Raw genomic sequence first — 23,931 nt, forward strand, 5'->3', positions numbered from 1 at the left:
CGCCTGCCCGCCGCTCAGTCTGCAAAGAAAAAACGCTCCACCGCCGCAAACGCCGGTTCGCGATATTGATCGGTTTCATTGACGAGATGATGGCGTGCGCCGCTCAGTGTTTCGACTTTGAGCCGGGGAAGCCGACGACCAATCTGCTGCAGGTTGTACTGCCAATCCACCGTATCATCCCCCGTACCCTGAACAATCAGCAACTCATCGTTGCGCAAGGGCCAACGCCGAAACTGTTGATCCCACGCCTTCATGGCGCCTACCCACTCCACACTTAATTGACGGTGTTGTAACGGATCGTCATGAGCGAGAAAGTGATTGAAATCCCGATCGTGTGAACTGTCTGTAAAAACGCGGGGAATTTCCCGTACCCAGCGGTGCAACAGCGCGTACAGCCATTTGCTAAGCCGCCAGCCCTTGGGCAATACCAGCGGTGCCAACAAGGCTGTGCGCCCGGTGAGCGCGCTACCGTGGCGCCACAGATGATTCAGCAAGGTGGCACCCCCCATGCTTTGACCAAGAGCAAACCTCGGACCGGGAAACAGGGCTTGTGAGCGCTCCAACAGTTGCTGAAGCACATCCGCATACCGGTCAAAGCTGTCAATCACCAGGCGTGGGCCTGTGCTTAACCCATGACCTGGATGATCATAAGCCAGTACGGCCAGATTATGTTTGAGCGCAAAACGAACCGCTTCACCATAAAGTCCGGAGTGATCAAAATAACCGTGTACAATAACCATCGAACCTCGGGGTTCGGGAGGCAGCCAATAATGCACGGCCAACTCCCAGTCGCCCTGAACAACCTTGCCCATCCGGTGTAGGGTGCCAGGCACGCTCGCCTGAAATGACATCCGGTAGTGGTTGAGGTAAGCCTGGATCAGGGGATTGTCCTGCCCCGTCGCATCGTGGTCGGGATCGAAGACCAGAGGTGTCAGTTGGTCGATCATTCCAGAAAAATCGGGAAGATGAGACTCAGTTTTCACAGAGAACGGCTCCTTAACGTGCACTGGAAGCAGTCTAGCAGACACGCGTCCAGGCCTTGCAATCTATGGTCGAAAAGACCATAAGAAATTTTCAACCCACGGTTGCCGCCACTTGGGAAATATGCCAGATTAAGCGGCTTACTGATATCAAAATAAAGACGGTCATTGCCAGGTTTCATGAAAGATTATATTTTCAATATTCACGATGTAGTACTTTTAATGACGGTGGCCGAGAGTATTCTGCTGGCCCTGTTGCAAGCTGCCCTGCCCGCCAAAAACCGTCTTTATGACCGCCTTCTCACAGCGTTTTTGCTCATCATTGCCATCGGCTCTGCAACCACACTGGTGCTGTGGAACGATCAAGTACACCTGACCCGTACTATTGATCAGTTCTGGATACCGTACTTCATGATGATTGCGCTGATGCTGAAGGGTCCATCGCTGTACCTTTATGTGGCGGCCATCACTCGAGCCAGTTTTGAGTTAAAACCGATCCATTTGATCCATCTGGCTCCAGCCGTGTCAGCTGCGTTGCTCATGGTCCTTTTCAGCATCGACAGCAACGACCTCCGCCACATCTGGACACTGGGAGAAGCCCAGCCCGAGCGAGTGGTAACGTTCTTGTGGGACGCCGCCAAGCTGGTACCGCTGGTGTATTCCTTTGCGGCTGTCACTCTGGTGCAGCGCTATCGCTCCGAGCTGAAAGACGAATACTCGCACTTTTCAAACACCGAGCCACGCTGGCTGAATGTTCTGACGCTGGGTTTTTTCATCAGCTGGACCTGGACGGTATTCGTACACATCCTGGCCAAATACAGCTCTCCCCAGATAGCTGACTACCTCGGTATTGCCGACAATTACATCACTTTTATTCTGATCAATGGCCTGTTTACCTATAGCCTGGCCTACGCTCATCAATTACTCGTGACGCGTTCGGAAGAAACCCGTGCCCCGGCGGAAGACAAACCCTCCGATTCCGCCATTGACCGGGTGCAACATGCGATGACGGTGGACAAAGTCTTTTTGCAGCAAAACCTGAATATTGAACAGTTCGGGGCACGTCTGAACCTGCCCGTCAAGGAAGTCTCCTCGGTGATCAACAAACACTTTGGGACCAACTTCTTTGAGTTTATCAACTCCTATCGAGTTGAGGAGGCCAAACGTTTACTGGCCGATCCGGGAATGGCGGAAAAGACGGTGCTGGATATTTTGTTGGAATCCGGCTTCAACAGTAAATCGGCCTTTCACCGGTTTTTTAAACGGCTGGTGGGGGAGTCGCCCTCGGAGTATCGCAAGCGGATGATTAAAGCTTCATAGACTGGATAGCGACGGCGGTTCTGTATCAAGGAAAGCGTGGTGGCTCAAGTATTTCTCCCGAACCACCACGGTACTACAACGCCAATATCAGGGGCAGACGCCCTGCTCATCGCTGTCAGTCACCACTCGGGCATTGTGAAGCGTCAGCTCCAGCTCGCCCTCGGTGGCGATAAACAGTGGGGACAACACCATCGCCGGGTCGACGCCACGTTCTACCAGGCATTCCACGTCAACCGCCAGTGTGTGCCACTCGCCAGGTTTGACCGCCGTCAGCCAATCCTGAATATCAACGCTGCCAACGCAGTCCTGCCCGCAGCGCATGCCAAGCTGAACGGACTCGGTCGGGGCTTTAGCAACCTGAATGTTCACCAGCAAGGTTCCCTGATCACGATAGGCGCCAAGATCCACCCGTCCTTCTGAGCGCAAAGCGACTTCCGCGAGGCTGCTGCCGTTCCAGCGCACGGTGCGGCTGTCTTCCTGAACGTTGCGATCTGTTGAGGAGACCTCGATGCCAGGCAGGCGTGATTCACTGCCGGAAACCACCCGTTGACGCTCGCTGACATCGCTCAGCACCAGTTGCCACGGCTCCATCACCCGGTTGTCAAACAGTGGCAGGCGCGTTTGTGCTTCGCTCGCGCTGATACCGCTGTCTTCGGTCAACGGCCCCAGATTGCCATTGTCGTCATAGCTCAGGCCAAAACCGTAAGGGAACAGCGGAATCTGGCCGTCACCACGGTTCAACGGTGTCTGATCGGCACGAGCCGGCCAGGAGAACGACAAGCGACCCAGGAAGTCGTGATTCACATCACCGGCTTCATCGCGAAACAGAACATCGGCCACACCCGCGCCTTCGGAGCCCGGCAGCCACGCCACCACAAACGCATCGGAGGCGTTGATTTCCGGGTTCACCCAGAGCGGGCGCCCGGTCAGGAACACCGCCACGGTGGGAATACCGTCGGCTTTGAAGCGCTGGAGCAGTGTCAGCCCGGCTTCAGAATCAAAGTCCACGTTGGAGCGGTCGCCCTGCATTTCGGCGTAAGGGTCTTCACCGAACACGACAATCGCCACATCCGGGGCGCTTTGATAATCACCGCTTTCGCTCAGTTCCACCGAACCACCAGCGGCTTCCACGGCGTCTGCAATGCCATCGTAAATCGAGGAGGCACCCGGGAAGTCGTCATTGCTATTCCCCGTGCCCTGCCAGGTCAACGTCCAGCCACCGGCCTGTTTGCCGATGTTATCCGCACCGTCTCCGGCCAGCAGTACGTGAGTCTCGCGGCTGAGCGGCAATAGATGGTCACTGTTTTTCAGTAGCACCAGACTTTCCCGCACCGCCTGACGTGCGACGGCACGGTGCTTCTCTGAACCGAGCACCCCGCTTTTCCCCGCGTAAGCACGCTCGGAGGGCAGCCCTTTATTGAACATGCCTGCACGGAATTTCACCCGCAGAATCCGGCGAACGGCGTCATCGAGCCGGGCCTGGGAAATCTCGCCGCTGTTAACCTGGGCCACTGTGTTGGCGTGCAGCTCACGCCACTGATCCGGCACCATGAAAATGTCCAAACCGGCATTGACCGCTTGCGGGCAACTATCCTGCCGACAGCCGTCCACAAATTCATGCCCGTTCCAGTCACCCACGATCAGACCGTCAAAGCCCAACTGGCCTTTCAGCACGTCGTTCAGTAAGTAGTGGTGGCCGTGCAGCTTTTCACCCTGCCAGCTGCTGAAAGACGCCATGACCGTTTGCACACCCGCGTCCAGCGCCCCGAAGTAGCCTTGCGCATGCAAGTCACGCAAGCGTTCTTCGTTGACTTTCGCGTCACCCCGATCGATACCACCTTCCGTACCACCATCGGCCAGGAAGTGCTTCGCCGTGGCGACCACGTGGCCTTTTCCGAAGAAACCGTCCGTATTCACTTCGCCCTGCAAGCCAGCCACCATGGCCTGACCGTAGTCGTGCAGCATTTCCGGGTCTTCGGAATACGCCTCGTAGGTCCGGCCCCAGCGATCGTCACGGGCCACGGCCAAGGTGGGAGAGAAATTCCAGTCCAGGCCGGTCACCGCCACCTCGTGGGCCGTGACTTCTCCAATCCGCTGCATCAGCTCCGAGTTATGGGTGGCTCCCAGTCCGATGTTGTGCGGGAACAGCGTCGCGCCCTTGACGTTGTTGTGCCCGTGCACGGCATCCGTCGCCCACAGGATGGGAATTGCGACGTGGCCATCACTGTCATCCATGGACGCTTCGTAGAAGCCATCGGCAAGCTCCAGCCAGGCCTCTACCGGCGCGTTCTTATCCCCCGATGGAAACGAACCTCCACCATTCAGGATAGAGCCCAGGTGGTAGCGTCTGACATCATCCGGGGTAACATTACGCAGCTCGGGCTGGATCAGCTGCCCCACCTTTTCTTCCACCGACATTTTGGCCAGCAGCGCGTCGATTTGTCCCTCAAACGCATCGGCTTGAGTCAGTGGAGAGCGGTGTTCGGGCCAAAGCGTGAGGTCACGGGATTCGTTGGAGGAGGTGCTGGAGGGACCGGTGCCACTACAGCCGACCAGTAACGCCATCGTCAGGGGCACCCAGCGGGTCATGGACTTCTTCATTGTCGATCTCACTGTGTTTATTAGGTTGGGAGAAACAGGCTGGGAGAAAAAAGGCTCCGGAGGAAACCCCGGAGCCGAACGGTATCAAGGAGAGTACGACGTTGAGTCACTTGCCAGGAGATAACGTCGCTCACAACCACGAACAAGTCCCAAGCTCGCCCGTCTTTGCATTGTTATCGGTGGGCTGGAAAGCGTCGTCCCACTTTGGGGACCGGGCTAAAGGTGACCTATGCCACTTTGGGAGGGCGGGCCGTGCGATAAGGTGGGACAGGCCCGACGCCAGTAGCGGCCTGCCCCGTTCTAAGCTCCTGGGGTTCTAACTTCCGCCTTTATCCGATTGTTGGCGTTTCACATAGCTCATAATATTGACAAAGCTGTCCACCCAGTAGCGGTCGGGGTGGGCGGCCAAATGGTCCAGTAACGCATTGTGCGCCTCCACGGAAACGCTCAGGTGGTCGCCTCCCACGCCGTGGAAGGTGAAGTTGGCCATCGTGCCTTTGCGAGCGGCCTCCTCGACGACGGCGATGAGTTCTTCGCCAGTCACGTCCGTGGGCACGGCGACAGTAATCCTATAACGATCAAGCCCTTGCATTGTCGGGGTGACGCCCCCTGCACCAATGGATTTGGATGCCACAAAGAGCGGTTTGACCGGCCCGAGGTAGTCCACATCGCCAATCTGGACATCGCCACAAGGCGGGGTAAAGGTGCGGGTGGTTTTGCCATCGATCAGGAATAAGAACTGGTTGGCCAGAGCGATCTGCTCCGCGTAGGCTGCGGCTGGTATTTGGCTCAGGTCCTGATGATCCGGCACCCACTCCCGTCCGGGCAGGGTTTTACTGCACTGGTGAAACAGCGAGTGGTTACCCAGCTCATGCCCCTGAGCCGCGGCCGCACGCCACTCTTCCAGGCGCTCCATCAACAGAGGAGCCGCCGCCGGCACATAGAAGCTGCCATGAAATCCACGCTCGTTCAGCGCGGGAACCACGTTCTCCAGCTGTGAGGCGAGCGCATCGTCATACGCCAAATTCACCGCCGCGCGAGCACCCTCAGGCCACTGGAACGCGGCGTCGTCGGCGAAAGTCGGCAGCGCCCACACCAGAGTGAACATGCCCAGTAAGGGTGATAGGGTTTTCATCATCATTTTTACCTTCTCCAACGTAAAAAAGCCGCTCCGAAGAGCAGCTTTTTTTGTACGCTTCCATATCCAAGCTTAGAACGTGTAACGAGCACCAATATTATAGCGCGCTCCATACTGATCAGCATGCTTGAACATGTTCTTGTAACGAGCGTACTGCCGTGGCGACTCGTCCGTTACATTGATACCTTCAGCGAAGATCGTCAGACCATCAAAGAACGGAAGATCATAGCTGACGGATATATCCACCTGCCCATACTCCTCAGTGTAAATTGGAGTATTGTTCTGGCCCACGCCGTTCAAGAAAGTATCGCGCCAGTTATAGGCAATACGCGCCTGAAGCCCGTTCTTGTCGTAGAACGCTATCAAGTTGGCTGAATCGCTCAGACCCGGCAAGACAAACTGGAAGTCAGTTGATGAGTTGTCAACGGACAGATCACCTGCAACCAAGGTCAGGTTAGCAATCGTACCAAACCCGCTATCGCCAAAGTTATGCTGTATCGCAAACTCAGCGCCCTGCAATGTCGCTTCTTCCATATTGCTGGGAGTCGAGATTTCGAAAGACGCCAGAGGATCATCACCAGCCTGGGTGATTGGACCCGAGGTACCCTGGTTTTGATTGATGCGATCAAACACCGCCGCATCAGTAGCTTCCAGGCCGTCATCGGCAAGCTGATTACGCGCCTCCTCAGCCCTGGGGCCTTGGAGCGGATCACGCAGATTCAACACCTCGGTTGGCACAAACTGCTCAACAATGAAATTGTCCACTTTCTTCACGAACAAGCCCACTGATGCGTAGCTCGACTCGCCGTAGTACCACTCAAGGGACAGATCCAGGTTGTCGGAAGAGAAGGGTCTCAGGTTCGGATTACCCTGATTACCTGAACGCTCGCCCGGCTTTGGTCGATCCGTCACCGACAGAGTACCAATCATATTACCCAGGGTAGGCCGGGTAATGGACTGACTGAAGCTGAAACGACCCACCAAATCCTCACGGATATTAAGCGCTACATCCAAGCTTGGCAAGAACACATCATAGTTACCGGTACGATTGGTATAGGTGCTTTCCGCAGCCAGGTTAGTACCCCACTCAGTTGGGTTCTGCCAGACAATCTGCGTCGGATCCTGCTGGAAGCTGTTGGAGACAATGTCCGTCTCTTCATAGCGCAGCCCACCCACCAGTTGAACAGGCATGCCAGAAAGGTCACCCTCAAAGTTGAACTGTACATAGGCCGAGGTAGTTTCCTCTGTCACACGGTGGTCGCTGACAGGGTTACCTGCGGTGTCGGCGCGCATCACAGTACCCTCTGGCGCAGTACCCCAGTCGGGAAGCGGCGACGCCGCATGATCTGCCCACTGCTGCTCGGCAATCGCTACACCACGCTCATAGTCCCATGTGTGGTACACAGGGATGTTGGTATCTCCACCAGAGAACGACGGGAACAGTCCAGCCGTTGGCAAGGTCGTGAACATGTCCTCGGGCCACAGGTCCTGGTTATCCGAGTACCAGCCCAAAGGCAGCTGCCCGGTGTTGTACGAACGCCAGCGGTTGGCAATCTCCGTATAAGCGGCGCCAAAGTCAATCGATACCAGACCACTGGTGTTGCTGGTGTCCCACACACCGCTAACCTGGAATTGCTGCACGTCAGACTCGTTGATGTTAATGCCCGATTGTGCGAACAGGGAGTCGTATGAAGCGGCGGTGGGCACGCCATTTTCGACACCGACACCATCTTCAAGGAAGTCGATGTGCATGTAAGGGATTTCTTGACCGCCCGTCGCATCGTAGGTTTTTTGGTCAATTTCAACCGCCCCCAGAATCAGGAAGGCATCATTACCGCGACCAACCCCTTGGTTTGTACGAGAGGAATCGTGCGCATCCAGAGTCAAGGCCAGACTATCGTTTACCTGCCACTCGACATTGAAACCAATCGAGTCAAGCTCGGTTTCTGAGGTGTTGCGGCGGATGTTTGAGGCGTAGTCTTCCCCAGTTTCGGTAACGGAAACGAACGTTCCATTTTCATCGATAATACCGTCAGTCAGAGTCGCGCCAGTGTCACTAAACCAGATACCGGTCCCGGTGTTTAAGGCTTCATAATCGACATCAATAAAGGTGTAATCCAGTGTCGCTTCGATCGTATCTGTAGGTGTAAACTGTAATACCGCCTGACCGTTCAGCCGCTCGCGGCTGATATCGTCAATGCCGTAACCAAAGTTACGCGGGTAAAAGGTGGGACCGTCCGGATCTGCCCGATTATCTTCTACCAGCGACATATCGATCTCGCCGTTGTGGAAGTTGTTGCGCCAGTTATCAATATCCGCATTCACCAAGCGGCTGTCGCGTTCTTGGTAGGACAGGGCCAGTTGAGCACCAATGGTGTCATTTGCGAACGTATTGCTGATGATGGCGGAAATCTCCGGCGTGATGTCATCACCAACCTCGTTGGTGGTGTCCATCATCCCCTTGGCGCCAATGGTAAAGTTCAAGCCCGGGTTGTCCAACGGACGAGCCGTCTTGACATTGACCATTGAGCCTATACCACCGGTCACATTATCCGCGCTGAAGGTCTTGTGAACCTCCACGCCATTGACCACATCGGCAGCCACATCGCCAAACTCGAAAGACCGGCTATCACCAGTGCTGGGCATTTGACGACCATTCAACAACACAAGGTTGTAATCTGGACCAAACCCGCGAACGGTAATTCTACTGCCTTCGTTATTGTTACGATCAATCGATACCCCGGTAATGCGTTGCAGAGACTCTGCCAGGTTGGTATCGGGGAACTTACCGATATCTTCCGCAGAAATCGCGTCGACAACACCGCTGGAATCACGCTTGATATCCATTGCACGGGTCAAACTGGCTCGAATCCCGGTAACGACAACTTCCTCAAGCAGGGGTTCATCACCCTGAGCGTGAACGGCAGAACCGAATCCGCAAAGTGCACTGGCAGCAACAGTGGAGGCAATGAGCTTTTTCTTAAAACTGTGTTTTTTCATCATGGAGCTTATCCTCTAACGACAGCATTATTGTTATGACGATCAGCCTTTACCCAACCGATCATTCCACGGTAATTATTTGCCCTAGGCCCTTCCAAGGTCGTCCCACTTTGCCGAAAAGGCCCAACATGGCCTGTCTCACTTTACGTTTCACAAAGCGAGACACCGCTCTAGCGCGGGTTTTCAGGCAATTGGCGGACTTCGAAGCGCCCCGGTGCGACGGTCAGGCGAACACCGTCCGAGAACACCACGTCGCGCTCCTGTTGATCGAAATTGTACGCGACATAGGTACGTTGTGCGCCATTACTAAAAACCACGGCGGCAGGATAATCCGCCGTCAAGGTCCCACCGCCGGAAAGCAGGTGCCCCAGCGCCTGCCATGTATGCACCCAGTGGTAGGTGTGGGCCAGCGTCTCCCCCTCTTCAGGCGTGTAGTCCATTCCGTAGGACAGCATATCAGCCAACGCCGACTTAGCGTCCGTCATCGCCCAGATACTCCACCATATATCCCGCCATTGATTGTCCGGCAGCCCGGAAGGTTTGCCGTCGCCGGTTTCACTCAAACCCAGTGCCACATACTCCTGCAAGTAGTCAGGGTGCTGCCCCAGATACAGCACAAGACCATTAACCGGCAGCCCCTGGATACCCAGGGTGTGAGCCAGAGCGTCACTAAACCAGGTGGTCAGTACGTGTCCGCTGCCCCAGATGATGGAGGTGGTCAATTTGCCATAGGATTCGGGAAAGTTGCGATACTCCGCCGATTTTTCATGAAATCCGTCGATATCGTTCCAATATTCCCAAAACGTTGCTGTGGATGAGCTATGCAGGTACACCCCGCGATCCACCAGCTCGGGCTGGTCAGTGACCAGACCGTAAAGAATCATTGCCCCATACGCGTTGGCTGCCTCAGAGGTGGATTCGTTGTTGTTGCCCAACAGGTAATTGGCTGAGCCGGAGGCCCAGGAGAAGCCAAACGCCGGATCGAAATGACGCAAATAGGGAAACTGCGGGTCATCCCGGCCGGCGGCATAATCACGAATCAGCATTTCCACCATTGAGCCCCATCGCTCTTGAGAGCACCAGGCCGGGTCTACACGGCAGATTTCTGCCGCAGCTCTCACGAAATAGCCGTAATGAAAGTGGTGGTCATTGAGCGCCTGGTGCGAACCAAAGGACTCATGCACCCCCAGCAGGGTGTTCCAGCGCTTGTCGTAGATGAAGTAACGGGCCGGTTTGCCTTCCGCCCCTTCCCCGGCTGTAAACCAGTCTTCGAGTGCGAGTTTGAGGTCGCCGATCAGCTGATCGGCTTCTTTTCCCAGGCCGTGTGTGCGTGCCAGCAATGCAAGTTCGGCCACCTTGCCATACTGTTTGCCTGCCCAATACGTATCGCTGCGTGTGTCCCAGCTAAGGCGTCCTTTCGCCACAAACTCACGAATCAGCCTCGCCAACGTTTCGGAATCGTATTCTCCCAGGCCCGCCGGCAGGCCGGGCAACACCCCCACAAAGGGCAGGTGGTAGCGGAACCCCTGGGTTTCAGCAAAGCGCAACATTCCCCGGCTGCTGCGCACCTGATAATGGGTAAGCGCTTGCTCACTGTTCTTCCAGTGCAACGGCTGCAGCCCAGCCATGGTCTTCACCGGTCGATTTTGATACAGGTATTGGTGAGTGATCATCACCGAGAAATCCGCGGGGTCGACCTGATAATCCACACGCACTTGGTCCACCGGCTGATGGGCATATTGCAAAAAGTCCGCGATCATCGCGGATGAGGGTGCCGACTCACCGGCTGGCAGCCAGGTCAGCGTGAAATGGCTGGTCTGACTGGAAATTTGCAAATCCCGCTCAGAGAGGCGTTCATGGCGGATGGCTCCTTGCCCGGAGACCAGAAAGTGATTGCGCTGGCCCACCACACCTGTCCAGAGGCCAAGGGCATCGTCCTCCTCATGGAAAATGCCCGCCCCGTCCCCTTGGGCAGCGTGAGTTCTCAACACCAGTTCACCACGATACACGCTCAGGTACACATAGGGCAGGCCCTGAACGAAGGTGGCCGCCATCACGGGCCGGTGGCCATCACGCCACTCCACAGTAACGGAGCCATCACTGTAGTCCCGCACAAAGGCATCCAAGTCCGCGTACAGACTATTAGCCAGGGCAATCCCGTCATAAACCTCTTCCAGTGGCTCCGGCACCGGGTAGGTCACACCATCCTCCTGAACCTCCAGCCCAACCGGAATACCCATAATACGGGCGCCACGCTCGGTAATACGTGCCATGATTGGGTCCGGCGTGATATGGCCAATGCCCTCGGCATCACCAATCGCATGCGCTCCAAAGAAGGTGACATTTCCCCACCAGCGGTGGGCCATCACTGGTTTGCGGGATGCAGGGGGAAGCATTTGTGGCTGACGAGCGCTGGGCCTGACCAGCCCCTCACAGGAGGGCACTTCGGGGTGGACGACGCCGGCGCTTTGCAATCGACCGCCAGGGTCCGCTGGCTCGCATTGGTAGCTTTGGGGGCTGATATGGTTTCCCACAGAGCCAGCCCCGTGTTCGCCAGCAGGCTTACAGGCCGACAATACCGCAAACGGCAATAACAACGCCCAACTGACTTTCAACACCCTCAACACAAGACCCCCAACAATGATTCATGCTTGTTATGAGCGCGATCAGACGACATATTGAAGGTGATGTCGCCCCACTTTCCCCTACAGGAAAACTGGGACCGCCCTATCTGGCCTCTACACCGGAGGCCAGATTTTGATTATCTCCAAATTCGATTGTTGTAGAGCGCGCGACGCCTGCACAAGGCGAACACGGCCAGCGCCGACAGAACGTCAACGCTTCTAGCAAGATAGACAGTCCGATCCACAACAGGTGTCCCACCTTTCTCCGCCTCCTAAAGTGACAAGAATGGAAGCCGCAACCAGGCGTTCGTCAGCGGCCTGCCCTCCAGTGGGCGTTGACGCATTTTTCTTCCGCTGTCACAAAACTGTCACCGCAAATTTCTACAGTGCCCCTTTATAGGAACGAGGTCTGTATGAAAATTGCCAGTCGTCTCATGCTGGGTGCCACCTTGCTCACTGCATTGGCGGTCATCGGCTCCTCGGGTGTGACCGGCTGGTGGGCAATGAACCACAGCTCCCGCGCGGTTTCCGAAGCGCTGGAGCGGCAGTTTCTGTCCATCGCCGCCGGCCGGGAGAACGCCCTGCATCAGCAGTTCGAGCATTTCAGCGAATTACTGCAATCGCAAGCCCACAACCGTATGACGCAAGACGCTCTCTACCGGTTTGTGCGGCCCTTCGACTCCTATCGCTATGAAGTACCGTTTACCGACGAGGCCACGCTACGCGAACAGTTGGCACAGTGGTATAAAGAGCAGTATGCCCCCTTTTATCGTCGGGCCTCTGGCGGCACGGCACCAGACTGGCAAGCCTGGCTGGACGCCATGCGCTACGAAGCGTTACTGATTCAGCACTACTACCTGCAAACCAACCCCGACGGCCCCGGTCACTTCGAGAGCCTGGAAGATCGCGAAGACGGCACGATCTACACCCAGCAGCACCGCCTGTATCACGCCAGTTTTCGGGATCTGGCCCAGCGCTTCGGATTCAGCGATTTGATGTTGATTGACCGCGAGGGGGAACGGGTCATTTATTCCGTTCGCAAAGGCCCCCATCTGGGAACATCTCTTAAAACGGGCCCGTTCAACGCCACCCATTTAGCGACTCTGGTACAGCAGTTACGGGAAGCACCTCCGGCCAAATCCATGCTGTCCAGGTTATCCGCCTCCCCGTTTCACCGGGGCCAGCCCGTGTTCTACCTCGGGCTCAGCGTTTTACACGATCAGCTCAGTCCAGACCAACCCACTGGCTATCTGGTGGCAGAGATTCCCGTCGAGGAACTGACAAAAACCGTCACGCTGAACGGTCAGTGGGAATCACTGGGGCTGGGCGATAGCGGGCAGGCCTATCTCGTCACCCCCGGCGGCCAACTGGCCACCCAGCCACGTGCCGGATTTCCGGTAGAGAACCCCAAAGCCCTGGAACCGGTGCGCGCCGCCCTGCGGGGAGAGCAAGGGCTGGGCGAAGCGACCGACCCCAACGGCCAGCATCAGCTCTACGCCTGGAAGCCCTTGCGCCTGGGCTCGGAAAGCTACGCCCTGATTGTTCAACAGTCGCCCGAAGAGGTGTTTTCCAGCCTCGACGCACTGCGCACCACGATTGTGAGCAGCGCGTTTACCAGCTCGGTCATTCTGGTCGGACTCGCGCTTCTGGGAGCCTGGGCGTTCTCCAGGGTGCTGAGCCGTCCTCTGGTTCGACTGGCCGGGCAAATTGACCGAGCCACCCGCGAGCGGGACCTGACTTTATTGTTCGACGACCAGCGCGGCGATGAAATCGGCGATATCAGCCGCAGCCTGTCCACCCTCTTTGAGCAACTGCGCGAAACGCTGGCCGAAGTGAGCGATGCCATACGCCACGCGGCGGCCGCCGCCCATGAGAATGCCGACACCAGCGCACAAAGCCGCACCGAGGTGCGGCAACAGCAATCCGGCATGAACGCGCTGGATGCGGCAATTGGTGAGGCCGGCCACTCTCTGGAGTCCATCGGCGACGAGTTGAGTCACATCTCTCAGCGTGTCGATGAAGCCGCTGGTTTTGCCGAGCAAGGGCGCGCGCAGGTGACGGGCGCGGCGCGGCAGGTAGAGCAATTGCGCGGGCAAATCCTGAGCTCTGATACCAGCATGGGGGATCTGACCAAAGCGGCGGATGACATCGTGGCCGTCGTCGACACCATCAAGAATGTGGCCGAACAAACCAATCTACTGGCCCTGAATGCCGCCATTGAGGCCGCTCGTGCCGGCGAGCAAGGTCGGGGCTTCGCCGTGGTCGCCGATGAGGTTCGACGGCTCTCCGCCAGCACCCAGGATGCCACCGTGGAGATACAGTCTCTGGTGGATCGCCTACGCGATACAGTCACCTTTACCGCCCAAGGATTCCAGGCCGAACAGGAAAGTGCCCAACTCTGCGTTCAGCAAACATTGGAAGCAGAGCGTGTGCTGGAGCGTATTTACGAAACCGTCACCGACGCACGCACGATTACCGATGGCTTGCAAACCCGTTCGCGGGATGAGCATCACAGAGCAGAGCGGCTACGCCAACGCCTGCAAGACATGATTGCACGGGTAGAGGACACCGACCAGGCGATTGCCCGCCTGGCCGACAGCGCCGAGTCTCAACAACGAATGACCCAACGCACCCTCAAGCTGACCAGCGACATTAAGGTTTAAGCGCCGACAGCGTTTTCACCAGCGTTTGTGTCAAGCTGTCCAGTCGAGCCTGTAGCCCCTCATCTTTCAAGGCGCCCCGCTCATCAAACGCCTGATGAGCTTGAGGCACCGCCAGCTGTCCCGGCAACAGCGTTACGCCCAGGTTGCCTAAAAACTGACGCGCCGAGGCCAAACTGCGGATGCCGCCCATCGGACCGGGCGAGGCCGACATTAGCACACCATATTTCCCGCCGAACAGCGCCAGGCCGCTCTCATCGCCATCTTTACGAGAGAGCCAGTCCAGTGTGTTAACCAGCAACGGCGTGACAAACCCATTGTATTCGGGTGAAGCGATCAGCAAACCATCGTGCTCCCGCAGCAATTTGCGCAGCGGCCGCGAGGCTTCCGGCACCCCTTGCTCGGCCTCCAGATCCCCGTGGTAGATAGGCAGTGGATAGTCATTCAGGTCCACAAAAGTGACGTGGGCGCCCGCCCGCTCGGCGCTATCGGCGGCAGCGCGCACCAGACGCTTGTTGAGTGAGTCTTGACGGGCACTGCCCGCCAGGGCCAACAACGTTACAGACATCGGGGAAAGCCTCCAGGTCAGTTGCATAGCAGAAGCCCCGCTTGCGCAAAGGCGAGCCCATTATAGGGTATCGCGTCGCCGGGCATGAATCCCGGTGAACCGCCGCAGGCGCTGCTTTCATCTTGTGGTTGAAATTTAAACAAAACAGGCGTATTTTGGACAACGTTGTCTAAAGGTTGTCCCATTACCACCGATAAACGAATAAGCCGATGAACAAATAAAAGGGTACAGGCAAACCCCCTGTGCCGCCGAGCGAGGTTTCTCCCATGTCCCTCCGAATCAAAATGTGGCTGGTCAGTGCGCTGGTCGTTTTTGGGCTGACGGCCATTGTGGCCATCAGCCTGTTCACGTTGCGACAGGCTACTCAGCAGGACAACGTGGCCCGGGTCAAACAACTGCTCACCAGCACTTACCAAACCGTCGTCGAACTGGAGAGGCTCGCCGCCAACGGCACTCTGACTGACGAGGAGGCGCAGGCAATTGCCACACGCCTGCTGAGGAACAATATTTACCACGAATCCGAATACGTTTATGTGGCCGACGCCAATCTGGACTTTGTCGCTGCCCCACTGGACCCCGAGCTGCACGGCACCAGTTTCCATGAATTCATTGACAGCAATGGCCATAGCGTCGGCGACATACTGCTGAATGCCCTGGACACCGCCGGAGACCAGTTAGCCACCTACCCCTGGACGCAGGCCCAGGACGACGGCAGCGTGGAGGATAAGCTTTCCATCGCCCAGCGCTCTCCCCGCTGGCAGTGGATTGTCGGCACCGGCATCGGTTTTGACGAAGCCAATGCCCGCTTCTGGAGCAGTGCGCAACAGCTGTTGCTGATCAGTATCGCCCTGGCGGCCATTATTCTCATTCCCGTACAACTAACCGTGCGTACGATTTTGCGCGACCTGGGTGGCGATCCCAAAACAGTACTGGCCGACGTACGCCGGGTAGCCGATGGGGATTTAACCGATACCGGCAGCGAGACGATAACCTCCGATGATGAGCACAGCATCGCCGCGTCTGTACGCACTATGCGCCACTCTCTGCGAGACCTGATCAGCGCGATTCATCGCTCCGGGGAAACCCTGAATCAAGTCAGCGACGACATCGTCCAGCGTGCGGAAACGAGCACCGGGAAAGCCGCCGAGCAACGACAAACCACCGAAAAAATTGCCGGTGCCGCCGAGACCTTCAACCAGCAGACTCAGCAAGCCATGAGCCAGGCGCAGCAAGCCGGCCAACAAACCCGGCAGGCCAGCACGATTGCCGATCAAGGCCAGACGTTAATCTCCGACGCGGTCGAGCGTTTCTCCCATATCGACCAAAGCGTACAGGCTACCCAGGAAAGTATCGAAACCCTGGTGCACCGCATTGAAAATATTTCCTCGGTGATTTCCGTGATTGATGCCGTGGCGGAACAGACCAACCTGCTCGCGTTGAATGCTGCCATTGAAGCGGCGCGCGCCGGTGAGCAGGGCCGCGGTTTCGCGGTGGTCGCCGACGAGGTAAGGCAACTGGCGTCACGCACCACTGAAGCCACCCGCGAAATTGATGAAACCATCCACGCCGTTCAAGAAAGCAGTCGGGAAACTCGCCACAAAATGTCCGATATGGTGGAGGCGTTAAATGCGGGCGTGGAACAAACCCGGGAAGGGGGAAAAACGGTCAAGGCGATTCTTGTCGAGACCCAGGCTGTGGAGCGGCTGGTGTCCGACATTGAATCCGCACTGGCAGAGCACGTCACCACCAGCCAGGAAATTTTGCACGATCTCGATGAAGTCAAGACCTACTCCGCGGAAGTGAACACCGCCGCGCAAGACACGCTGGGTCGCGCACGCGATATTGTCAGCGCCGCCAACCAGCTGACGGAGTTGCTGACGCGGTTTCGCGTATAAAAAAACGGCCCGCATACAGCGGGCCGTTTTTCATCACGCCGGATCGAATAGCACTTAGTCGTTAGCGCGTTTTTCCAGGATTTCCACGGCGGGCAGTTTCTTGCCTTCCACAAATTCCAGGAAAGCACCACCGCCGGTGGAAATATAGGAGATCTTGTCGGCCAGGTTCCATTTGTCAATCGCGGCCAACGTGTCACCACCGCCCGCAACGGAGAACGCATCGCTTTGTGCGATGGCATCCGCCACCACTTTGGTGCCTTTGGCAAAGGCATCAAATTCAAAAACGCCACAGGGGCCATTCCAAAGGATGGTTTTGGCACCTTTGAGAATGCCAGCCACTTTCTCCGCCGTTTCAGGGCCGTAATCAATGATCTCTTCTTCCGCACCAATCTCGTCGACTTTTTTCACTTCAGTGGGCGTGTCGTTAGCCCAGTCGTCGAAACCGGCTTTGGTGGTGCGTACATCCGTCGCGTAGATGACTTCTGTCGTATTGGTCAGGCGCTGCGCTTCGGGGATCAAATCCTTTTCGTGCAGAGAGTTGCCCACCTCATAACCAGCCGCGGCGACAAACGTATTGGAAATACCGCCACCCACAACCAGAGTGTCAGAGATTTTCGACAGCGCATCCAGCACGCTCAGCTTGGACGATACTTTGGCACCACCGACGATGGATACCAGGGGACGCTCCGGATTATCCAGCACCTTACCCAACGCATCCAGTTCACTGGCCAGCAGCGGTCCGGCACAGGCCACCGGTGCGTATTTGGCCACACCGTGGGTGGACGCCTGGGCGCGGTGGGATGTACCGAAGGCATCCATCACAAACACATCGCACAGTTTCGCCATCTTTTGGGACAGCACGTCGTCGTCCGCTTTTTCGCCTTTATTGAAGCGAACATTTTCCAGCAACACCACATCGTGGTTACCCATGTCCACGCCGTCTACCCAATCGCGGATCAGTGGTACATCTTTACCCAGCGACTCGCTCAAGGCCTTGGCCACAGGCGCCAAAGAGTCTTCCTCGCTGAACTGGCCTTCCTCGGGGCGACCGAGGTGCGACATGACCATAACCTTGGCGCCCATTTCCAGCGCTTTCTTGATGGTAGGCACAGCGGCATCCAGCCGCACGGTGCTGGTGATCTTGCCATCGCGCAGGGGCACATTGAGGTCTTCGCGGATCAGTACGCGCTTGCCGGACAAGTCCTGGTCTTGCATTCGTTTTACGGTCATGAATTGCTCCAATTGATCAGATACGGATGATTACAGAAGACCTTCGGCGGTTTTGGCGATGTTTTCGGCGGTAAAACCGAAGTATTTCATCAGGTCGCCGCCTTTGCCGGACTCACCAAAAGTATCCAGGGAGACCGTGGCACCGTCCAGCCCCACGTATTTGCGCCACTGGTCACCGTGCGCGGCTTCCACCGACACCCGAGCCGTAACGTTGCGCGGCAGCACTTGCTCCTGATACGCCTTGCCCTGCATATCAAACAGGGTAGTGCTGGCCATGGAGACCACGCGAACCTTGCGGCCTTTTTCGGCCAGCAGGTCGGCGGCTTCCAGCGTGGGCGCCATCTCGGAACCGGTGGCCATCAGAATCACTTCCGGCTCTCCATCACAATCGCGAAGAATGTAACCACCGCGGGCAATGGCTTCCACCTGCTCAGCGGAACGCTCTACCGCCGGCAACCCCTGACGACTGAAGACCAGCGCACTCGGGCGGTCCTGGTTTTCGATGGCCAGTTTCCAGGCGGTGGCGGTTTCCGCCGCATCGCAGGGGCGCCATACGTCCATATTCGGCGTCGCACGCAAGGTCGCCATGTGCTCAACCGGCTGGTGTGTCGGGCCGTCTTCGCCCTGCCCAATGGAGTCGTGGGTATACACAAAGATGTTCGGCAATTTCATGAGCGCCGACATACGCACAGCGTTGCGGGCGTAATCCATAAACATCAGGAAGGTGGCACCGTAGTGAATGAAGCCGCCGTGAGCGGTAATGCCATTCATCATGGCGCTCATGCCAAACTCACGCACACCGTAGTACACGTAGTTACCGGAAGCATCTTCTTTGGTGATCGGCTTGGAGCCGTCCCAAATGGTCAGGTTGGAGCCCGCCAGGTCGGCGGAGCCGCCCATCAGTTCCGGCAGCAGCTTGCCAAACGCCTCGATGGATTTCAGGGAGGCCTTACGGCTCGGCATGGCTTCCTGCTTTTCCTGGCACTCGCGGATGAATGCGTCGGCTTTAGCACCGAAGTCCTTCGGCAGCTCTTTGCGAATAACGCGACGCTCGAACTCTTCCGCCAGTTCGGGGTGAGCTTTCTTGTAGGCGCCGAAACGTTCCTGCCAGCTGCTTTCCGCAGAGGCACCTTTTTCTTTCGCATCCCAGCCTTTGTAAACATCGTCAGGCACTTCGAACGGACCGTGTTTCCAGCCCAGTTTTTCCCGTACCAGTTTCACCTCATCGTCGCCCAGTGGTGCGCCGTGAACGCCCTGGGTACCGGCTTTGTTCGGCGAACCGAAACCAATAACGGTTTTGCAGCAGATAATGGTCGGTTTCCCGGTTTCCGCCTGAGCTTCTTCAACGGCCTTTTTAATCGCGGCGGCGTCATGGCCATCTACATTCGGGATGACCTGCCAGCCATAGGCTTCGAAACGCTTGGGGGTATCGTCGGTAAACCAGCCTTCGACTTTACCGTCAATGGAAATGCCGTTGTCATCGTAGAAGACAATCAGTTTGCCCAGGCCGAGGGTGCCCGCCAGAGAGCTGGCCTCATGGGACACGCCTTCCATCAGGCAGCCGTCACCGGCAAATACGTACGTGTAGTGATCAACAATATCGTGGCCGTCGCGATTAAATTGCGCCGCCAGGCTTTTTTCTGCCAGCGCCATGCCCACGCCATTGGCGAGGCCCTGGCCGAGCGGACCGGTGGTGGTTTCAACACCCGGGGTATAACCCAGTTCCGGGTGGCCCGGTGTCTTGGAGTGCAGTTGCCGGAAGTTCTCCAGCTCTTTCATCGGCAGGTCATAACCGGTCAGGTGCAACAGGGAGTACACCAGCATGGAGCCGTGACCGTTAGACATAATGAAGCGGTCGCGATCGGCCCAGTACGGGTTGGCCGGGTTGTGCTTCATAAAGTCATTCCACAGCACTTCGGCAATATCAGCCATACCCATGGGCGCTCCCGGGTGTCCGCTGCTGGCTTTCTGCACAGCGTCCATACTCAGTGCGCGAATGGCATTGGCAAGTTCAGTACGAGTGGGCATGTTGTCTATAGCTCCTTCGATAGTAAAGTTGGGTGTTCAGAATGCGAAGTAATTCGGCGGTTGCGACTCTCGCTGGCCGCTAATTGTATGACATTTGTCGGCGTTTTTTAACGCTTCTCTTGGACTATGGATTCGGAAATGCCAAAAGGACTTATTTTCCCTTACCGACGGCGGACAGTAAAGCCTTGTTATAGTTTTGACGACCATATAGTCGGGGTGAACCACAGCCTGAAAGCGCTATATCAAAGTATTTTGATATAGCGTAAAACCCCTGCTAAAATCCCCCCGATGAACCAACCTCAGCCCCATGACACCGACCTTCAAACCGCCCCCGACACCCTGCCTCAGTGGCTCAAGGCAGCGGGTGACTCGCTGCGCCTGGATGTATTGCGTGTCATGAAACGGGATTCGTTCGGCGTATTGGAACTGTGCCATTTGCTGGACAGCAAGCAATCCGGCATGAGTCACCATTTAAAGGTATTGGCGAATGCCGGGCTGGTCAGTTCCCGGCGCGAAGGCAACTCCATTTTCTACCGCCGGGCCTATCAGGCACCAGACAGTCCGTTAAGTTCGCTACAGCAAGCGCTGTTTGCCACCCTGGATACTGAGCCACTAACAGGTACGCTGGCCGAGCGCCTGAAAGACCTTAGGCGTGACCGGGCTCTGGCCTCACGGAGCTTTTTTGCGGAGAACGCCCACAAGTTCCGTGCCCAGCAAGACCTGATCGCCAGTTATCCAGTGTACGCCGAGCAAGTCGGGCAACTGCTGGCCAATACCCCGGTACCTGGACGTCGCCTCGCCCTGGAAGTCGGGCCGGGCGAAGGGGAATTCCTGCCCATACTCGCTCAGCAATTTGACCGGGTTGTTGCACTGGACAATGCCGCCCGCATGCTGGAGCGGGCCGAGTCTCTGATCCAGGCGCACTCACTGACGAATGTGGAAACGATTCTGGGCGATACCCGGACGCTCAAACTGCATCACACGCAGGCCGACTGTATCGTCGTCAACATGGTGCTGCACCACACCCCCTCGCCCGCCGATATTTTTCAGGACCTGAGCGCTGCCCTGGTCCCTGGCGGCGCTCTGCTGGTCACCGACCTGTGCCGCCACGAACAAACCTGGGCCCGGGACGCCTGCGGCGATCTCTGGCAGGGGTTCGAGCCGGACGACTTGTCCTTGTGGGCCAGTGAGGCCGGCCTGCGCGAAGGGCAAAGCGTGTACTTTGCCCTTCGCAACGGCTTTCAAATTCAACTGCGACAATTTTTTCAAGCAGATGGACTCAACGACCGTTCTTCATTCACAGAAGGAGCCACCCATGGCTGAATACTCGCTGTTTACCTCGGAATCCGTCTCGGAAGGCCATCCGGACAAACTGGCAGACCAGATTTCCGATGCGGTACTGGATGCCATCCTGAAAGACGACCCCAACGCCCGCGTTGCGGTGGAAAGCCTGGTAAAAACCGGTATGGCCATCGTTGCTGGGGAAGTGCGCACCTCCACTTATGTCGACCTGGAAGATCTGATCCGCAGCGTCATTCTGGACATCGGCTACAATTCCAGCGACGTGGGTTTTGACGGGGCTTCCTGCGCTGTGCTCAACGCCATTGGCAAACAGTCGGCCGACATTGCCATGGGCGTGGATGAAAACGAAGCCTCTGCCAAAGACCAGGGCGCCGGTGACCAGGGTCTCATGTTCGGTTACGCCACCGACGAAACCGATGTACTGATGCCCGCCCCAATTTATTTTGCCCACCGACTGGTTGAGAAGCAGGCCGAGCTGCGCAAGAACGGCGCCCTGCCCTGGCTGCGCCCGGATGCCAAGAGCCAGGTCACGTTGCGTTATGACAACGGCAAACCGGTCGCGGTGGACGCTGTGGTGCTTTCCACTCAGCACAACCCGGACATCAGCCAGGCGGAGATCCACGAAGCGGTACGCGAGGAAATTCTCAAACCGGTGCTGCCCGCCGAGTGGCTGCATAACGATACCCGCTATCACATTAACCCGACCGGCCAGTTCATTATTGGTGGCCCCGTGGGCGACTGTGGCCTGACGGGCCGCAAAATCATCGTCGACACCTATGGCGGCATGGCCCGCCACGGCGGCGGCGCCTTCTCCGGCAAAGACCCTTCCAAAGTGGACCGCTCCGCAGCTTACGCCGGACGCTATGTGGCGAAGAATATCGTCGCCGCCGGTCTGGCCAGCCGTTGTGAAATCCAGGTGTCGTACGCTATTGGCGTGGCCGAACCCACGTCCATTTCCATCAATACGTTCGGCACCGGAAAGTTACCGGACAGCGAGATTGCCACTCTAGTGCGCGAGCATTTTGACTTGCGCCCCAAAGGGCTGATCGACATGCTCGATCTCAAGCGCCCTATTTACCGCCCCACGGCCGCCTACGGGCATTTTGGCCGCGAACTGCCGGAGTTCACCTGGGAAAAAACCGACAAAGCCGAACACCTGAAAAAATATCTGTAGGAGCCAGACCATGAACATTGCCGCCAATTTCACCGACTATAAAGTCGCCGCCACCAGTGCACAGGAATTTGAAAAACTGGCCCAGTGGGGCCGTCGTGAAATCGACATTGCCGAAGGCGAAATGCCCGCCCTGATGGCGCTGCGTCGCAAGTACACAGCAGAGAAGCCGCTCAAAGACGCCAAAATCATGGGCTGTATTCACATGACCATCCAGACCGCCGTATTGATCGAGACACTGGTCGAGCTGGGCGCCGAAGTGCGCTGGTCATCCTGTAATATTTTTTCCACTCAGGATCATGCCGCTGCCGCCATCGCTGCCGCCGGCATTCCTGTGTTTGCCTGGAAGGGTGAAACCGAAGAAGAGTTCTGGTGGTGCATTGAACAAACCATTGTGAAAGACGGTAAGCCCTGGGGCGCCAATATGATTCTGGACGATGGCGGCGACCTGACTCAGATCATGCACGAAAAATACCCCGAGCTGCTGGATGCCATTCACGGTATTTCCGAAGAAACCACCACCGGTGTTCACCGCTTGTTGGATATGCTGAAAAAAGGCCAGCTTAAAGTGCCGGCCATCAACGTCAACGACGCCATCACCAAAAGCAAGAATGACAACAAGTATGGCTGCCGACACAGTCTGAACGACGCCATCAAGCGCGGCACCGACCATTTGCTCGCGGGCAAAAAAGCGCTGGTGATTGGTTACGGCGATGTCGGTAAAGGCTCCGCCGCTTCTCTGCGTCAGGAAGGGATGATTGTTAAAGTCACCGAAGTTGATCCCATCTGTGCCATGCAAGCCTGCATGGACGGCTTCGAAGTGGTCTCCCCCTACAACAACGGCGTGAATACCGGCAAACTGGATGACATCAATACAACATTGCTGGGTACAACCGACCTGGTCGTCACCACAACAGGCAACGTCGATGTGTGCGATGCCAACATGTTGCAAGCGCTAAAAAGCAGCGCCGTGGTGTGCAATATCGGCCACTTCGACAGCGAGATCGATACCGCTTATATGCGCAAGCACTGGCATTGGGAAGAGGTCAAGCCTCAAGTACACAAAATCTATCGCGACAAAGCCAGCAACGATCACCTGATCCTGCTGTCCGAAGGGCGCCTGGTCAACCTGGGCAACGCGACCGGCCACCCTTCACGCATCATGGACGGTTCTTTCGCCAACCAGGTGCTGGCGCAAATGTATCTGTACGAGCGCAAGTTTGCCGATCTTCCCGCTAATCAGAAAAAAGAGCACCTGTATGTAAAAGTGCTTCCCAAAAAGCTGGACGAGGAAGTCGCCAAAGACATGGTGGAAGGTTTCGGCGGTGTCATCACCCAACTGACCGCACAGCAGGCCGAGTACATCGGCGTGGAAGTGGCAGGGCCTTTCAAGCCGGAAAGCTACAAGTATTAA

At 56.9% G+C, this 23,931-nt stretch carries 14 protein-coding genes; 6 read left to right on the forward strand and 8 right to left on the reverse strand.

Features of this window, described 5'->3' with window-relative positions:
- Window positions 1–14: 14 nt before the first annotated feature.
- Entirely contained in the window at window positions 15–983 is a 969-nt protein-coding gene (locus ACQCLF_RS03810) for an alpha/beta hydrolase (RefSeq protein ID WP_426984956.1), read from the reverse strand.
- 177 nt (window positions 984–1,160) lie between these two features.
- On the opposite strand from ACQCLF_RS03810, the gene ACQCLF_RS03815 reads away from it, so the two are divergent.
- Window positions 1,161–2,300 carry a helix-turn-helix domain-containing protein gene (locus ACQCLF_RS03815; protein ID WP_426984957.1) on the forward strand — a complete coding sequence of 380 codons (1,140 nt, stop codon included), beginning with the start codon at window positions 1,161–1,163 and terminating at the stop codon, window positions 2,298–2,300.
- Window positions 2,301–2,387: 87 nt separating this feature from the next.
- On the opposite strand, the gene ACQCLF_RS03820 is transcribed toward ACQCLF_RS03815, so the two are convergent.
- The 4 genes from ACQCLF_RS03820 to ACQCLF_RS03835 form a co-directional block, all read right to left on the reverse strand.
- Window positions 2,388–4,901 carry a glycoside hydrolase family 3 protein gene (locus ACQCLF_RS03820; protein ID WP_426984958.1) on the reverse strand — a complete coding sequence of 838 codons (2,514 nt, stop codon included), beginning with the start codon at window positions 4,899–4,901 and terminating at the stop codon, window positions 2,388–2,390.
- Between the two features lie 316 nt (window positions 4,902–5,217).
- Window positions 5,218–6,042: a polysaccharide deacetylase family protein gene (locus ACQCLF_RS03825; RefSeq protein WP_426984959.1), complete on the reverse strand. Its 825-nt coding sequence runs from the start codon at window positions 6,040–6,042 to the stop codon at window positions 5,218–5,220.
- Window positions 6,043–6,111: 69 nt separating this feature from the next.
- Window positions 6,112–9,042: a TonB-dependent receptor gene (locus ACQCLF_RS03830; protein ID WP_426984960.1), complete on the reverse strand. Its 2,931-nt coding sequence runs from the start codon at window positions 9,040–9,042 to the stop codon at window positions 6,112–6,114.
- 167 nt (window positions 9,043–9,209) lie between these two features.
- Window positions 9,210–11,657 (reverse strand): glycosyl hydrolase, encoded by a 2,448-nt coding sequence (locus tag ACQCLF_RS03835; RefSeq protein ID WP_426984961.1) that lies wholly within the window; start codon window positions 11,655–11,657, stop codon window positions 9,210–9,212.
- Between the two features lie 419 nt (window positions 11,658–12,076).
- Here ACQCLF_RS03835 and ACQCLF_RS03840 point away from each other — a divergent pair, with 419 nt between their 5' ends.
- Window positions 12,077–14,326: a methyl-accepting chemotaxis protein gene (locus ACQCLF_RS03840; RefSeq protein ID WP_426984962.1), complete on the forward strand. Its 2,250-nt coding sequence runs from the start codon at window positions 12,077–12,079 to the stop codon at window positions 14,324–14,326.
- Here the strand turns inward: ACQCLF_RS03840 and ACQCLF_RS03845 are convergent.
- The gene (locus tag ACQCLF_RS03845) at window positions 14,316–14,891 is read right to left on the reverse strand and encodes an NADPH-dependent FMN reductase (RefSeq protein ID WP_426984963.1); all 576 of its coding nucleotides are present in this window, start codon (window positions 14,889–14,891) and stop codon (window positions 14,316–14,318) included. The genes ACQCLF_RS03840 and ACQCLF_RS03845 overlap by 11 nt on opposite strands.
- Before the next feature lie 266 nt (window positions 14,892–15,157).
- Here ACQCLF_RS03845 and ACQCLF_RS03850 point away from each other — a divergent pair, with 266 nt between their 5' ends.
- Window positions 15,158–16,786 (forward strand): methyl-accepting chemotaxis protein, encoded by a 1,629-nt coding sequence (locus ACQCLF_RS03850; RefSeq protein WP_426984964.1) that lies wholly within the window; start codon window positions 15,158–15,160, stop codon window positions 16,784–16,786.
- Between the two features lie 54 nt (window positions 16,787–16,840).
- Here the strand turns inward: ACQCLF_RS03850 and ACQCLF_RS03855 are convergent, their stop codons facing one another.
- Both ACQCLF_RS03855 and tkt read right to left on the reverse strand, forming a co-directional pair.
- The gene (locus tag ACQCLF_RS03855; RefSeq protein ID WP_426984965.1) at window positions 16,841–18,016 is read right to left on the reverse strand and encodes a phosphoglycerate kinase; all 1,176 of its coding nucleotides are present in this window, start codon (window positions 18,014–18,016) and stop codon (window positions 16,841–16,843) included.
- Between the two features lie 30 nt (window positions 18,017–18,046).
- Window positions 18,047–20,044 carry a transketolase gene (gene tkt, locus ACQCLF_RS03860; protein WP_426984966.1) on the reverse strand — a complete coding sequence of 666 codons (1,998 nt, stop codon included), beginning with the start codon at window positions 20,042–20,044 and terminating at the stop codon, window positions 18,047–18,049.
- 288 nt (window positions 20,045–20,332) lie between these two features.
- Here tkt and ACQCLF_RS03865 point away from each other — a divergent pair, with 288 nt between their 5' ends.
- From ACQCLF_RS03865 to ahcY, 3 genes are read left to right on the forward strand one after another with little or no spacing between them, the layout of a single operon-like run.
- Entirely contained in the window at window positions 20,333–21,367 is a 1,035-nt protein-coding gene (locus tag ACQCLF_RS03865) for a metalloregulator ArsR/SmtB family transcription factor (RefSeq protein WP_426984967.1), read from the forward strand.
- Entirely contained in the window at window positions 21,360–22,520 is a 1,161-nt protein-coding gene (metK, locus tag ACQCLF_RS03870) for a methionine adenosyltransferase (RefSeq protein ID WP_426984968.1), read from the forward strand. The genes ACQCLF_RS03865 and metK overlap by 8 nt, the downstream gene beginning before the upstream one ends.
- A 10-nt stretch (window positions 22,521–22,530) precedes the next feature.
- Window positions 22,531–23,931: an adenosylhomocysteinase gene (ahcY, locus tag ACQCLF_RS03875; RefSeq protein WP_426984969.1), complete on the forward strand. Its 1,401-nt coding sequence runs from the start codon at window positions 22,531–22,533 to the stop codon at window positions 23,929–23,931.

Origin of the sequence: Marinimicrobium sp. ARAG 43.8, assembly GCF_050113635.1 — a bacterium.
GTDB lineage: Bacteria > Pseudomonadota > Gammaproteobacteria > Pseudomonadales > Cellvibrionaceae > Marinimicrobium.